The sequence below is a fragment of the Gulosibacter chungangensis genome (genome assembly GCF_008831155.1).
GTDB classification, from domain to species: Bacteria; Actinomycetota; Actinomycetes; order Actinomycetales; family Microbacteriaceae; genus Gulosibacter; species Gulosibacter chungangensis.
Genome location: NZ_WBKB01000001.1, coordinates 332872 through 346909, shown reverse-complemented (window position 1 = coordinate 346909; position 14038 = coordinate 332872). Strand labels below are relative to the sequence as shown.

The 14038-nt window shown below is 64.4% G+C and carries 12 protein-coding genes; 11 read left to right on the top strand and 1 reads right to left on the bottom strand.

The genetic code is table 11. The annotated features are described in order from the left end of the window. The first annotated feature begins 18 nt into the window (after window positions 1-18). The 6 genes from F8O05_RS01555 (at window position 19) to F8O05_RS01530 (ending at window position 7289) form a co-directional block, all read left to right on the top strand. The gene (locus F8O05_RS01555; protein ID WP_192496978.1) at window positions 19-507 is read left to right on the top strand and encodes an Lrp/AsnC family transcriptional regulator; all 489 of its coding nucleotides are present in this window, start codon (window positions 19-21) and stop codon (window positions 505-507) included. A 150-nt stretch (window positions 508-657) separates the two neighbouring features. Further along, window positions 658-1911: a pyruvate dehydrogenase (acetyl-transferring) E1 component subunit alpha gene (gene pdhA / locus F8O05_RS01550; protein WP_158050986.1), complete on the top strand. Its 1254-nt coding sequence runs from the start codon at window positions 658-660 to the stop codon at window positions 1909-1911. Continuing rightward, a complete protein-coding gene (locus F8O05_RS01545) occupies window positions 1908-2990 on the top strand; it encodes an alpha-ketoacid dehydrogenase subunit beta (protein ID WP_404811347.1) in 1083 nt (360 codons plus the stop codon). The genes pdhA and F8O05_RS01545 overlap by 4 nt, the downstream gene beginning before the upstream one ends. Beyond that, entirely contained in the window at window positions 2990-4576 is a 1587-nt protein-coding gene (locus F8O05_RS01540) for a dihydrolipoamide acetyltransferase family protein (protein ID WP_192496977.1), read from the top strand. The genes F8O05_RS01545 and F8O05_RS01540 overlap by 1 nt, the downstream gene beginning before the upstream one ends. Before the next feature lie 276 nt (window positions 4577-4852). Then, window positions 4853-6247 carry an amino acid permease gene (locus F8O05_RS01535; protein ID WP_158050984.1) on the top strand — a complete coding sequence of 465 codons (1395 nt, stop codon included), beginning with the start codon at window positions 4853-4855 and terminating at the stop codon, window positions 6245-6247. A gap of 277 nt (window positions 6248-6524) precedes the next feature. Continuing rightward, window positions 6525-7289 carry a DUF1345 domain-containing protein gene (locus tag F8O05_RS01530; RefSeq protein ID WP_192496976.1) on the top strand — a complete coding sequence of 255 codons (765 nt, stop codon included), beginning with the start codon at window positions 6525-6527 and terminating at the stop codon, window positions 7287-7289. A 250-nt stretch (window positions 7290-7539) separates the two neighbouring features. On the opposite strand, the gene aspS is transcribed toward F8O05_RS01530, so the two are convergent. Beyond that, window positions 7540-8850: an aspartate--tRNA(Asn) ligase gene (gene aspS / locus F8O05_RS01525; protein ID WP_158050982.1), complete on the bottom strand. Its 1311-nt coding sequence runs from the start codon at window positions 8848-8850 to the stop codon at window positions 7540-7542. An 80-nt stretch (window positions 8851-8930) separates the two neighbouring features. Here aspS and F8O05_RS01520 point away from each other — a divergent pair, with 80 nt between their 5' ends. Genes F8O05_RS01520 through ccsB form a run of 5 tightly spaced genes read left to right on the top strand, consistent with a single transcriptional unit; the run spans window position 8931 to window position 13908 of the window. Next, window positions 8931-9644: a histidine phosphatase family protein gene (locus tag F8O05_RS01520; RefSeq protein ID WP_158050981.1), complete on the top strand. Its 714-nt coding sequence runs from the start codon at window positions 8931-8933 to the stop codon at window positions 9642-9644. Then, window positions 9641-10252, top strand: a complete 612-nt coding sequence (locus F8O05_RS01515; protein WP_158050980.1) for a TlpA family protein disulfide reductase — start codon at window positions 9641-9643, stop codon at window positions 10250-10252. The genes F8O05_RS01520 and F8O05_RS01515 overlap by 4 nt, the downstream gene beginning before the upstream one ends. Further along, on the top strand, window positions 10249-11145 hold the full coding sequence (locus F8O05_RS01510) for a cytochrome c biogenesis CcdA family protein (RefSeq protein WP_225735668.1): 897 nt from the start codon (window positions 10249-10251) through the stop codon (window positions 11143-11145). Before F8O05_RS01515 ends, F8O05_RS01510 begins: the two co-directional genes overlap by 4 nt. Further along, on the top strand, window positions 11129-12826 hold the full coding sequence (gene resB, locus F8O05_RS01505; protein ID WP_158050979.1) for a cytochrome c biogenesis protein ResB: 1698 nt from the start codon (window positions 11129-11131) through the stop codon (window positions 12824-12826). The genes F8O05_RS01510 and resB overlap by 17 nt, the downstream gene beginning before the upstream one ends. Continuing rightward, entirely contained in the window at window positions 12823-13908 is a 1086-nt protein-coding gene (ccsB, locus tag F8O05_RS01500; protein WP_158050978.1) for a c-type cytochrome biogenesis protein CcsB, read from the top strand. Before resB ends, ccsB begins: the two co-directional genes overlap by 4 nt. Window positions 13909-14038: the final 130 nt, after the last annotated feature.

The window sequence follows — 14038 nt, the reverse complement described above, 5'->3', positions numbered from 1 at the left end:
CAGCTAAAGGAGGCTGCCGTGCTGGATGACATTGACCTCGCGATTGTGCGGGCACTTCGGCGGGATGCACGGCTATCGATCCGGGCGCTCGCGGAAGAAATCCACGTATCGCGCTCGACCGCGCACGAACGGGTGAACCGGCTCCTCGAACGCGGTGTGATCAGCGGCTTTTCGGCAGTGGTGGATCCTGCGCAGGCTGGCCTCACCGTGCGGGCCCTGCTCGTTGTAGATACCGGCGCAACCCCCGAGGGCGCGGGTCTGGCGGATGCGCTGCTTGAGATCCCCTTCGTGGTGCGGGTACAAACCATCGCCGGCGATATCGACTACGTGGTCGAGATCGCGGCCCCCACCCACGATGCGCTGAGCAATCTCGTATTGCGACGGGTGCTGCGGCTGCCGGGTGTGCATTCGGTCCGCACGCACCTCATCATCGGCGAACAAACCCGAGACCCCATCCAGCAGCCACCCGCCGACTACGAACCCGGCCCCTCCGACGGCGCCTGGTGAGCATCCATCCGATCGACTTTCGCCGGACGTTTGGCCCTTAACGCTGGAGGGCCCCGGACAAATGGCGCACCCAGGCCGACAGAATGACCGGCTGTCGGGAGTTGCCAAACCGGGTATCTAATCCCAGCCTGACCGGCGCATCCTGGGTACATGCGAGACAACGAAGTCGAGCCGACACGGGCCCGCGCACAGGACAGCATCCAACCCGGAAGCGACCGCCGCAGCCCCACGCTCAATACCCCAGGTTCCCAGTACGAGAAGCTGCTTGATCTGCTGCCCGGCGCAAGCCCGGTGCAGCTGATTGACGAGCACGGCAACGAGGTCGAAAACGCCACCGGCTACCCGATGCCGGATGCCGAGACCCTGCAGAACGCATACCGCGGCATGGTGATCGCCCGCCGTTGGGAAGCGCAGGTGACTGCGCTAACCCGCCAGGGTCGCCTCGCCACCTATCCCTCTGCCTACGGGCAGGAGGCGGGTGAGGTCGGCAGCGTGCTGTCACTCGAATCGCACGACTGGATGTTCCCGACCTACCGGGACTCCTCGGCGCTACTGACCCGCGGGGTACCGCCGCGCAATCTGCTGAGCTTCTTCCGCGGCGACTGGCACAGCTCCTTCGATCCGTATGAGTTCCGGATCAGCCCGCAGTCCACCCCGCTCGCCACACAGGCCCTGCACGCGGTTGGCTTCGCGCACGCCGAAAAACTGCAGGGGCGCAACACCGTCACCCTCACCTACCTGGGCGATGGCGCATCCAGCGAGGGCGACACCCACGAGGCGATGAACTTCGCCGCGACCTGGAACACCGCGACGGTCTTCTTCGTGCAGAACAACCAGTATGCGATCTCCACGCCGGTAAACGAGCAGATGCGCTCGCGGTCGATCGCCGACCGCGCCGCCGGGCTCGGGATGCGCGGGGTCTGGGTGGACGGCAACGACATTGCCGCGGTGATCGCAGTGACGAAGGATGCGATCGCTCGTGCCCGTGCAGGCGAGGGCCCGACCGTGATCGAAGCGCGCACCTATCGCCTCGAATCGCACACCAACTCGGATGACCCCACCCGCTATCGCACGTCCGAAGAAGCCGAATCCTGGAAGGCCTTCGACCCGATCGAGCGGCTCGCAAACTACCTACGCGCCAATGACCTGCTGACCGCGGAACTCGAAGCCGAGATCAGCGCCGAGGCCGAGGACAACGCCGCCAAGACCCGCGCGGCGATGAACGAAACGGTCGAAATCGATCCGCTCGAAATCTTCGATCACGTCTACGCAACCCCGCGCGCATCCCTCGAGGAACAGCGGGCCATGCTCGCCGAAGAGCTCGCCGCCCGCGAACCCGTTGGCGCTACCGCCGCATCCGCAACCGCTGCATCCGCTGCCGAGACCCAAGGAGCCACCTCATGACTTCGCTCACAATGCCGACCCAGCCCTCGCGTGAGGAACGGCCGAAGCAGCCGGGCGCCGCGACCGGTGCAACCAATCCTGTCGGCGAACCAGGGCAGGCCTCCGGCGTCGAGACCATGTCGATTGCCGGTGCGCTGAACGCCGCGCTGCGCGATGCGCTCGCGGCAGACCCGCGCGTGGTCGTATTTGGTGAGGATGTTGGCCCGCTCGGCGGCGTATTCCGCGTCACCGACAAGCTTTCGGCCGAGTTCGGGGCAGACCGGGTGTGGGACGCGCCGCTCGCCGAGTCGGGCATCGTCGGCACCGCGATCGGCATGGCGATGTCGGGGATGCGACCGGTCGTTGAGATGCAGTTTGACGCGTTCAGCTATCCGGCGCTGGAGCAGGTGTTTTCGCACCTCGCGAAGATGCGTAACCGTACGCGGGGGCGCGTGGAGCTGCCGCTGGTGATCCGGATTCCGTATGGCGGTGGGATCGGCGGGGTCGAGCACCACTCCGACTCTTCGGAAGCGTACTGGGCGCACACTCCGGGGCTCACGGTGGTTACGCCCTCGAACGCACAGGATGCGTACCACCTGATGCGCGGGGCGATCGATTCGGATGACCCGGTGATCGTGTTTGAACCCAAGCGTCGCTACTGGGCCAAGTGCGAGGTGGATCGTGCGGAAGCTGCGGCTCCGATGAACCGGGCCCGCGTGCTGGTCGAAGGGACCGACGCGACGCTGCTCGCCTATGGCCCGACCGTGGATGTCGCGCTTGAAGCTGCTCAGCTCGGTGCCGAAGAAGAGCTCTCGCTCGAGGTGATTGACCTGCGCACACTCTCGCCCTTTGACGATGAGACGGTGTCGGAATCGGTGCGGAAGACTTCGCGTGCGGCCGTGATTCACGAGGCGCAGCAGTTCGGTGGCTACGGCGCCGAGGTCGCCGCGCGGGTGACCGAGCGGAACTTCTACTACCTGGATGCGCCGATTCTACGCGTGACCGGCTTCGATGTGCCCTATCCGGCACCGAAGCTCGAAGAGTATTTCTTGCCGACCGCCGAGCGTGTGCTCGCGGCGATGGATCGATGGGAGTGGTGATGGCCGAGGTACAAGAGTTCATCCTGCCCGACCTCGGGGAAGGCCTCGTGGAGGCCACCATCGTCGAGTGGAAGGTTGCCGTCGGCGACGAGGTCGCGATCGACCAGCTCGTGGTTGAGGTGGAATCGGCGAAGTCGGTCGTGGAGCTCCCGACCCCGTACGCGGGGCGCGTGGTCTCGCTCGGCGCTTCCGAAGGGGAAGTGCTGCATGCAGGGCAAGTGCTACTGGGGGTTGCGCCGGTTGGTGCTGAGGTGCCTGCTGAGGCTGTCACTTCGTCGGCTGAGCCCGCTACCTCATCGGCTGAGCCTGTCGAAGCCCCCGCCGGAGCATCCGGTGCCGTGCTGATCGGCTACGGCACCCAAGAATCGACTGCTCGCCTGCGTCGCCCCGAGGGAGGCCGTTTCAAACAGCGCCGCAAACAACATGCTGCCGAGACTCGCACTGAAATTCGCGATGCAGGCCTGCAAACCCCAGTCGCCGCGAGCGTGGCGCTCATCGATGAGCGCCGCAACTCACCGGTGATGTCGCCGCTCGTGCGCCGTGAAGCGCAGGCGGCAGGCTTTGACGCCCGACACCTGCGGGGGAGTGGTCCCGGCGGACTCGTTTTGCGCGCCGATGTGCAGCAAGCTGCGGCGACGCTACAGGGCACTCGTGCACTCGCAACGCAGTCCGGCTCTATCGTTGCGCCGGTCACACAGATTGGCAGCACGCGGACCGCGAAACCTGGGGCGACCGGCTCGGGTGCGGCCGCCGGGGGTGCCAATGCCCCCGGAACACAAACCGCCGCCGAACCATCGAGCCGAGCCGTGCATCCGGCTGGCCAAGGAGCCGACTTGGGCGTTGGCCCGACAAGCGGCCAAGCGACCGCCAGCGAGACTGCCACCGACCAAGCTGCTGCCGACCGGCGTATCCCCGTCGAAGGAATGCGTGGAATCGTCGCCGAGCATATGGCGCAGTCGCACGCGCAGGTGCCGAAGGCGACCATCTGGCTCGATGTCGATGTGACGCCGCTGCTCGACCTGCGCGCTCAACTGCAGGCGAGCACCGGCGAGCGGTTTAGCCTCACCACGCTCATCGCGCGGATCGTGGTGGCGGGGCTGCAGCAGCATCCGCGACTGAACGCATCCTTTGACGCGGCGACAAATGAGATTGTCGAATACGGGCGCGTGAATCTCGGGATCGCGGCGCAGACCCCGCGCGGCCTGTCCGTGCCGGTGGTGCACGGCGCGAGCGAAATGAATCTGCGGCAGCTGCGTGACGGTATCGGTGAACTCGTGGCGGAAGCGCCGCGCGGCAAATACTCGCCGAGCCAGCTGCAGGGCGGCACCTTCACGCTAAATAACTACGGTGCCTTCGGCGTCGATGGCTCGAGCCCGATCATCAACCTGCCGCAGGCGGCGATGCTGGGGATCGGTCGGCTGAAGGAACGCCCGTGGGTGGTCGATGGTGAACTCGCAGTGCGCACCGTGATGACGGTCAGCTTCGTGTTCGACCACCGGGTTTGCGATGGCGATGCGGCCAGCGCATTCCTGACCTACGTCACCGATCGCATGGAGAAACCGGCACTGCTCTTCGCCGACCTCTAATTGCTGTGCAGTTTCGGCCCCGGGCTGAGTCCCCGGGGCCGAAATGCGGCGCAGAGCGCGGCACCGATCGCGCTGCTTTTACCGTTCCATGCATTTCCGAGGCCTCGAGGTCCTTATTAGCGGTCCGGCCCTCAAATTCTGCATGGAAACGTAAAAACCTCGAGTCTTCACCGACTCTGATAGTCACTCATTTGGCACCTTCGCTGCGCAATGAAGCGCGGAGTACCCTCATAGGGTGCCAATTACGCGGGCAAAACCCGCTCTGGAAGGAGCGCGATGACACAAACATCGCAGCAACAAGTAACTGAAATCACCCAAGCCGAGGGCCTCAAGCGCTCACTTACTGGCCGACAGCTCTCAATGATCGGCCTCGGCGGCGCAATCGGCGCGGGCCTATTCGTCGGCTCCGGCGAAGCCATCGCGGTTGCTGGTCCGGCGGTGCTGATTTCGTTCATCGTCGCCGGCATCATCGTCATCTTCCTGATGTGGATGCTCGGCGAACTCGTCGCGGAGGACCCGCAGTCCGGTGCGTTCTCGGTCTTCGCTGCGAAGGCGTTCGGCCCGGTCACCGGCGGCACTGTCGGCGTGCTCTATTGGTTCCAACTGGTCGTCGTGATCGCAGCCGAAGCTACCGCGGCTGCCGCCATCGCCTGGTCGTGGATCCCGCAGGTACACCAGGGCGTCTGGGCGCTCGGCTTCCTCGTCGTGCTCACCGCGGTGAACCTCTTCGGCGTGCGCAACTACGGCCGCTTCGAATACTGGTTCGCGATCATCAAGGTCGCGGCGATCATCATCTTCCTCGGCGTTGGGTTCGCGTTCCTCGTCGGCTGGTTCCCGGACATCCAGTCCCCGGGCCTTGCGAACTGGACTGAGAACGACGGCTTCCTCCCCGGCGGACTGACCGGTATCTCGGCAGCCCTACTGATCGTGATTTTCTCCTTTGGCGGCACCGAGGTCGTCGCGATCGCAGCCGCCGAGAGCGAGAACCCGGCCAAGAACATCCGCAAGGCCGTGCGCTCGGTGATGTGGCGCATCCTCGTGTTCTACATCGGTTCGGTGTTCGTGATCATCTCGATCCTGCCGTGGAACGCGGAAGGTGTGGCCGATGGCCCCTTCGTGAGCGTGCTGCAGCACCTGCGCATCCCGGGTGCGGATGTGCTGATGTCGATCCTCATTGTGATTGCGCTGCTCTCGGCTCTCAACGCGAACCTCTACGGTTCTTCCCGCATGGCCTTCTCGCTTGCCGAGCGCGGCTTCGCCCCGAAGCAGCTGCTGCGGCTCTCGGGGAACGGCGTACCTCGCTGGGCTGTGCTCGCGTCGGTCGCGGTCGGTTTCATCACCGTGGTCTTCAACTTCATCGCGGCGGATGCGGTGCTCCCGATCCTGCTCAACCTCGTCGGCTCCACGGTGCTGATGGTCTGGTTGTCGGTGCTCGCCTCGTATTACATGCTGCGGGTGCGCGGCCGAGGCGCGCGGGATGCGTCGGGTCAGCTCGAGCTGCGGCCCGCGATCCTGACGCTCAGTGCGGCGGTGTTGCTTGGTGCTGTGTTTGTGCTGGCGCTCTTGACACCCGGCCCGCGCGAGCAGCTGCTCGCCACGGTCGGCCTTACCGTCGCAATCGCGGTCGGCCTCTGGATCGCGCAGCGACGCCGGTCGCGAATCAGCAAGTAGCTGCCCATCCCGCTCCGCCCATCCCGCTCCGCGAGTAGCGTCCCCTCACGCTCCCCGAGTAGCGGAGCGTATCGAGGGGCACCGGCTGCCTGCTTCCAAAATTGTGCACGCGATTACCGGCTAGCCGCGGAATTCCGTGGATTCTGCGCCAACTGACGGCGTGTTGCCGAAATCCATGCACAATTTTGACCACCGGGGACGGGGACGGGGACGGGGCAGGGATGAGGATGAGGTTGGTGGCTTAGCCCGGGGTACAGCGGCCGGTACCCTCGACTGGGTGAACACTTCATCCATCGACCAGACGCGCACAGGCAGCCGCCGCGCGACGAAGCCGCGCTGGCTGGCGAGGGAAGAACCCCGGCAGTGGATTGCGACTTTGCCGGGGTTCGCCGCGATCATCTGGGCGCTGACCTGGAGCGTGGACCAGGATGGCGAGCGGGACTGGTCCGTGCTGTTCTCCGAAAAGTCGGTGCAACTGATCGTGTTGCTGGGCGTCATGCTGCTGTTGAACGCGCTGCTGTACTTTGTGCTGACGGCCTACGCATTTCGTGGGGCGAAGGGTAAAGACCTGGCCTTCATCGCCAGAGCGTCTGCGCCGCGCACCCGCGCAGAAGCGAAGCGGCTCAAGCAGAACGGGCTTGACGAGGTGTACGTAGCGATCGGCGCGGGAGCGCTTTCGCTCGCGACGCTGGTACTGCTGCTGACCGGACCCGGGGTGCGGGACTCACCCGCCGCAACTCTCGGCACCCTCGCCGCGGTGATCGGTGCGTGGCTGTTGATCATTCTCGGATTTGCGGTGCGATACCTCCGCGAATGGGCGGTTCGCGGGGCGATCTCGTTCCCGGACAACCTCGATCCTCCGACGCTGAGCGACTTCGGGCTGGTGGCCGTGCAAATGTCCACCGCCTACGGATTCGGACACGCAACGATGCGAGCATCGTCCGTGCGCCGTGCTGCACTTACCCACAATGTGCTCGGCTACGTCTTCAACACCGTGATCATCGCGCTCGTGATCTCGGTCGCGCTGCCGGCCGTCTTCTAGTACTCGACCACGGGGCTCCCGCGCCGGGTCCATAACGCAGCGAACCGGGTCCTCAACGCAGCGAGCCGGGGTCCGTAACGCGCCGAGCCGGGGCTTTAACGCAGCGAGCCGTGGTCGTAAGGCACCGAACCGGGGTCGCAACACAGCGAGTCGGGGTCGTAAGGCAGCGAGCCGTGGTGGTTGCTCTGAGACAGGGTGGTTAAACACCCCGGCTCAGCGCAACCACCACGGCTCGGTGAAGTGGGCTGCCCTACGGCTGCAGGCGGTTGGGGCCGCGGAACAGGTAGGTGACCTCGCGCAGGTTCGGCTGGTGCAGCATCAGCATCAACATGCGCGACAGGCCCATGCCGAAGCCGCCGTGCGGGGGAGCGCCGTAGCGGAAGAAGTCGAGGTAGAAGTCGAGCGCCTTCGCATCCATTCCCTTGTCAGCGATCTGCGCGGTGAGTTGCTCGATGCGGTGCTCACGCTGGGCACCGGTGGAGATCTCGACACCGTTCCAGACGAGGTCGTAGGACTTCGTGAGCGACGCGTCGTTCTCGTGACGCATGTGATAGAACGGGCGGATCGACGCGGGGTAGTCGGTGAGGAACACGAACTCGCTGCCGTGTTCTTCCAGCGCCCAGCGGCCGATTTCGCGCTCGCCCTCAGGATCCATGTCGAGGTCCTGGCGCTCAAACTTGTGACCGCGTGACTCGACGATTTCGCGAGCCTCGAGCAGCGGCACCCGCGGGAACGGGTTCTCGGGCAGGTTGATCTCCACGTCGAAGACGCGCTTGATGTCCTCGCCGAAGCGCTCCTTCACTGCGCCCAGCGCGGTGCGGATGAGTTCTTCCTGCATGTCCATGACGTCGGCGTGCGATTCAATCCACGAAATCTCAGCATCCACCGAGGTGAATTCGGTCGCGTGGCGCGAGGTGAACGAGGGATCGGCACGGAAAGCCGGGCCGATTTCGAAGGCCTTACCGAAACCAGCCGACTGCGCCATCTGCTTGAAGAACTGCGGCGACTGCGCGAGGTAGGCGACACCGTCGAAGTACTCGACCTTGAACAGCTCCGCGTTCGACTCCGAGGCGGTGGCCATGAACTTCGGGGTGAAGATTTCGATGTAGTCGCGGTCGTACCAGTAGTTGCGCATCGCGTGCGTCATGGTGGTCTGGGCGCGGAACATCAGGTTGTTGCGCTCGGTGCGCAGATCGAGGAAGCGCCAGTCGAGGCGCTTGTCGATCGAGGAGTCGTCGGCGATCGGGGTCTCGGGGTTGGCCTCCGACTCGACCTTGATCGAGGAAATCTTGACCTCAAGGCCGCCGAGCTTGACCCGCTCATCCATCTTGAGGTCACCCTCGATGGTGAGCATCGTGCCCTGCGCGAGGTTGGAGATGGTGTCGCTGATTTCTTCGCGACCCTCGCTGCGTGGATTCACGAGCTGGCAGGCGCCAGTCTCATCGCGAAGCACGACGAACTGCACCTTCTTCTGGTCACGGACGGTGTCGACCCATCCCTGGATCTTGACGGGGCCGTTTTCGAGAGCGGCGAGTGCGTTAATAAGGGTACGTTCAGTCACCCGACTACCTTAGCCGCAGGAGCAAGCCTCTCGCGAGATCGACGACGCCCATTCAGCCCGGCAAACGTAGACTTGAGTGCATGATGACCCAGCGTATTCACCTCGTTCGTCACGGCGAAGTGTTCAACCCCGATGGGGTGCTGTACGGCCGCCTCCCGAACTTCGGTCTCAGCGAGAAGGGTCACCGCATGGCGAAGCTCGCGGCGGATGACCTGGCCGAGCGCCAGGTGCCGGCCACGAGGCTCGTGGTCTCGCCGCTGCAGCGCACGCGCGAGTCGGCGCAGCCGATTGCGGATGCGCTGGGCCTGGAGATGATCATCGACGAGCGGGTGATCGAGCCGTGGAATGACTTTGAGGGGCATCGGATGCGCGGCAAGGATTCGGTCTTGAAGCGTCCCTCGAGCTGGCCGCTGTTTTTGCGCCCCTGGGTTCCGAGCTGGGGGGAGCCGTTCAGCGAGATTGTGGCGCGGATGCGCGAGGCACTTCTTGAGCACGCGCTGGCCGCAAAGGAAGAGGCAACTTCAACCGCGACAAAATCAGACGCTGGGAGGATTGACGGCGAGCATTCGCATCCAGGTGCGGATGTTATTGTGGTGTCTCATCAGCTGCCGATCTGGATGGTGCATCGGGCGGTTACCCATCAACCGCTGCCGCATAACCCGGCGAAGCGCCGCTGCTCGCTTTCGAGCATTACGGCGCTCGAGTACCACCCCGCAACCGGTTTCACCGAGGCCGCGTACCGCGAACCGGCGCTGAGTGAACTCGCTTCTGCGACCGATCAGGGAGCCGTGTGACCAACCTCATTCGCCGCCACCGCCGTGGCCTTGCCGCCACATTAAGCATCGCAGCGGCATTCGCGCTTTCAGGCTGCGCGAACGACAGTTTTGCCGAGCAGTACGCCGCCGACGCCGAACAGGGCTATGTCGCCGGCGACGGTTCTTGGGAAGTGTTCTCTCCCTCCGAGCGTGCCGAACCCGTGAGCTACGAGGGCGAAATCGAATCCGGCGACACCGTCTCCAGCGCTGACTATGCGGGCGAAGTCGTCGTGATGAACTTCTGGTACGCGGCGTGCCCGCCGTGCCGCATCGAAGCTCCGGACCTCGAGCAGGTCAATCAGGACTTCGCCGATGAGGGTGTCAACTTCCTCGGCGTGAACGTCTACGACCAGGCACCGACAGCCGAGTCCTTCAACGCCGAGTTCGGCATCACCTATCCGTCGATTCTTGACGTGGACAGCGCATCCGTCCGCCTCGCGTTCTCCGACAACGTGCCGCCGCAGGCGATCCCCTCGACCCTCGTGATCGACCAGAACGGTTCGGTGGCTGCGGTGATCCGCGGCATCGCGGACCCTTCGGTACTCACGGAAATGATTAATACGGTCCTCGAAGAGCAGGCCGCGTGATCGAGCCCTTCCTTGCCAGCGCGACGCTAGCGGCGAGTCAAACCCTCGCCGCCACGCAGACGCTCGCGGCGAGCCCCGGCGAAACGATCATGACCGGGCAGCTGCTCGTCGCGATGCCGCTGGCGCTCCTCGCAGGCTTCGTCTCCTTCGCATCCCCCTGCGTGCTGCCGGTCATTCCCGGGTATGTGGGGATGCTCGGCTCGGTATCGGCGCCCGCGGCCGGTCAGAAGACGACCGGCTCGAAAACGGTGGTGGATGCATCCACAGCCGACTCTCCCGCCACGGGGGCCAGTACCCTCACCAAGACTCAAGCTCCCGCGCGCGGTCGCGTGGCACTCGGGGCGACCCTGTTCGTCCTCGGCTTCTCGGTGATTTACGTCCTCACCGGCGCCGTGTTTGGCCAACTCGGCGTGTGGTTCATGCGCTTTCAGGACCCAATTATTCGAGTGCTCGGGATTGTGGTCATCCTGATGGGGCTGATTTTTGTGGGCCTTTCGGGGCCCTGGCAGCGCACCATGAAATTCAAGAATGCACCCGTGGGGCTCGTCGGTGCGCCGGTCCTCGGTGCGATTTTCGCGCTCGGATGGGCCCCGTGTCTGGGCCCCACGCTCGTGGCGATCCAGACGCTGTCCTTTGACACTGCATCCCCCGGCCGGGGTGCCCTGTTGGCCTTTATCTACTGCCTTGGCCTCGGCATCCCGTTCATTATTGCCGCGGTTGGGTGGAATGCCGCGACGAACTGGGTGGGCTGGCTCAAGCGCAATATCCGCACCATCAACCTGATCGGTGGCGGCATCATCATCCTCATCGGACTGCTCATGGTGCTCGGCATCTGGCAGCAGTTCCTCTCGACGATCGCAGCAACGCTCCCCGGATATGTCTCGCCCATCTGATCACATTGACGCCGGCAAACCGGGATTCGAAGACCGCGACAATCGGCCGAAACCAAAAAAGCCAGGCGCGAAGAAAAAGACCAACCCCGTAGTGACCGCACTGCGGGGCCTTTGGGCGTGGCTGACGAGCATGCGCACCGCGATCATCCTGTTGCTGATGCTCGCGCTCGCCGCGGTGCCCGGGTCGCTCTTTCCACAGCGCTCGAGTGACCCGAACGGCGTCACGATCTACTTCAACGAGAACCCGGACCTCGCGCCGACGCTCGACGACTGGGGCCTGTTCGACGTCTATTCGACGTGGTGGTTCTCATCGATCTACATCTTGCTGTTCATCTCGCTGGTCGGCTGCATCCTGCCCCGCACGGCGCACCATCTGAAGGCGCTTCGCTCCAAGCCGCCGCGCACGCCCGCGCGTCTTTCTCGATTGGATGCATACGCCAAGCTGCAGCTCGACGACAAGTGGGTCGGCCGCGAGGGCGAGATCATCGACAGCGCCCGCGAGACGCTGCGAAAGAGCCGCTATCGGACCGAAATTTACGATGGCGGCAAGCGCGGCGGGCTCTCGGTCTCGGCTGAGCGCGGTTACCTGCGCGAGACCGGCAACCTGATCTTCCACATCGCGATGCTCGGCGTGATTCTCTCGGTGGGTTTCCTCTCGGGGTTCAACTGGCACGGCCAGCGCGTCCTCGTCGAAGGCCAGACCTTCGTGAACGGCCTCGTGAGCTACTCATCCTTCAACCCGGGGCGGTTTTTCACGCCCGACCAGCTGCCGCCGTACTCGATGCAGCTGACCGACCTTGATGTCACCTACGAGACCGAAAACCCGAACGCGATCGGTATCCCGCTCGACTATTCGGCGCACGTCACGGTGCAGCATCCTGGTGACGAACCCTTCGACAAAACCGTGCGGGTGAACGACCCGCTGCGTCTCGACGGCACCGACACGTACCTCCTTGCGAACGGTTACGCCCCGACCGTCACGGTGCGGGATGCGGAGGGCAACGAAGTCTTCCGAGACTCGGTCGCCTTCATCCCGCAGGACAATTACCTCACCTCGACCGGTGTCGTGAAGGTTCCGGATGGGCTCGATGAGCAGGTCGGCTTCCTCGGCTTCTTCTATCCGACCGCGGTGCAACTGGAATCGGGTGCGCTCACCTCCGGCCACCAGGATCTGCAAAACCCGGTGCTGAGCTTCAACGTCTACGTCGGCGACCTCGGCCTCGACACCGGCATGCCCGTGTCGGTGTACAGCCTCGACACCACCGATCTCACGCAGATCGCCGGTGGCGACACTGACAATGATGCGCTGATCCTTGCGCCCGGCGACACGCTGGAACTCCCGAACGGCCTCGGCACGATCTCGCTGGATAAAGATATCCCGCGGTATGCATCCTTCGACGTGCACCGCGACTACACGCGCGTGCCGGTCGCGACCTTCGTCTTCCTCGCCATCGCGGGACTCGTGGTGTCGCTGCTGGTGCCGCGCCGCCGCGTGTGGATCAAGGTGACGAAGCAGGAAGACGGCCTGCTGCTCGAATTCGCGGGGCTCGCCCGCGGGGAGGACCCACAGCTGGCGCGCGCAGTCAATGAACTGGTCGACACGCAGACCCAGAAGCTCGTATCGTTGAGGGCAACCCCGGCATCCGCCGGAGACGCCGGAAACGGAAAGTCAGGACAATGACCGAAACGCTCTCGAACTGGTCGAATACCTCGCTGTACATCGCGATTGTGATCTACGCAGCGGCGTTCATTTTCTTCACCTTCGACCTCGCTACCCGCGGCACGAAGAAGCAGGATGCGGTGGCCAAGTCATCCGCGGCCGGCTCGACTTCGCGTTCGAAGCAGCTGGTCGGCGCCGGTGGCGTCGAGGCCGGCGCGGGGGACGGCGTTGCCGGTTCGGCAGCGGATGCGGGGATTGTCTCGTCGAGCTCGGCCGCGAGTTCCGGGTCGGGTGGTGTTACCGGTAAGGCGAAGAAGCACGAGCCCCGCTGGCGTGACCAGCGGGCGACTGTGTCGCTGAAGATTGCGATGGTACTGACCGTGGTGGCCTTCGCCGGCCATCTTTTGGCGACCGTCCTGCGCGGTATCGCCGCGGAACGAGTGCCCTGGTCGAATATGTTCGAGTACTCGATGACCTCCTCGCTGCTGATCGTGGCGGTGTTCCTCGGGGTGCAGTTCTGGAATGACCTGCGCTTCCTCGGTACCTTCATTGCGGGTTTCACGGTGCTCACGCTCGGGATCGCGACCATCGGGTTCTATGTCGACGTCGTGCCGCTGCAGCCGGCGCTGCAGTCCTGGTGGCTGGTGATCCACGTGTTCGTGGCCTCGCTCGGTACCGGCTTCCTGGCGCTTGGCTTCGGGCTGTCGCTGCTGCAGCTGTTGCAGCAGGGCCGCGAAACGAAGATTCGCGCGGGCGAAGCGAAACGCGGCGGCTGGCTAGCCGCGATGCCCAACTCGGAGCGCCTCGAAGATCTCGCCTTCCGCGTCAACGTGATCGGCTTCATTTTCTGGACCTTCACCCTCGTTGCCGGTGCCATCTGGGCCGAGCGCGCCTGGGGTCGCTACTGGGGCTGGGACACCAAGGAAGTCTGGACCTTCATCATTTGGGTGGTCTACGCCGGCTACCTGCACGCCCGCGGCACCCGCGGCTGGCGCGGTGCGCCTTCGGCTTGGCTGTCGATGGTGGGTTTCGCGACGGTGATCTTCAACTTCGGCATCGTCAACGTCTTCTTCGACGGTCTCCACGCCTACTCCGGCCTCTAACCCGAATCGCTCCCTGAGTAGCTAAGCGTATCGAAGGGCACCGGACCGTCAAGAGTAGCCAACATCCAAATATCCGGCCTCATCATGTGACTGTAGCGATATCGGACGTGCACGCAGCTCGGTTTTAAGC

Bases quoted from the DNA above. Each gene is read 5' to 3' on its own strand.
- F8O05_RS01545 (WP_404811347.1), top strand. From the start codon at position 1,908: ATGACTTCGCTCACAATGCCGACCCAGCCCTCGCGTGAGGAACGGCCG.
- resB (WP_158050979.1), top strand. From the start codon at position 11,129: ATGTCTCGCCCATCTGATCACATTGACGCCGGCAAACCGGGATTCGAA.
- ccsB (WP_158050978.1), top strand. From the start codon at position 12,823: ATGACCGAAACGCTCTCGAACTGGTCGAATACCTCGCTGTACATCGCG.
- F8O05_RS01540 (WP_192496977.1), top strand. From the start codon at position 2,990: ATGGCCGAGGTACAAGAGTTCATCCTGCCCGACCTCGGGGAAGGCCTC.
- pdhA (WP_158050986.1), top strand. From the start codon at position 658: ATGCGAGACAACGAAGTCGAGCCGACACGGGCCCGCGCACAGGACAGC.
- F8O05_RS01520 (WP_158050981.1), top strand. From the start codon at position 8,931: ATGATGACCCAGCGTATTCACCTCGTTCGTCACGGCGAAGTGTTCAAC.
- F8O05_RS01535 (WP_158050984.1), top strand. From the start codon at position 4,853: ATGACACAAACATCGCAGCAACAAGTAACTGAAATCACCCAAGCCGAG.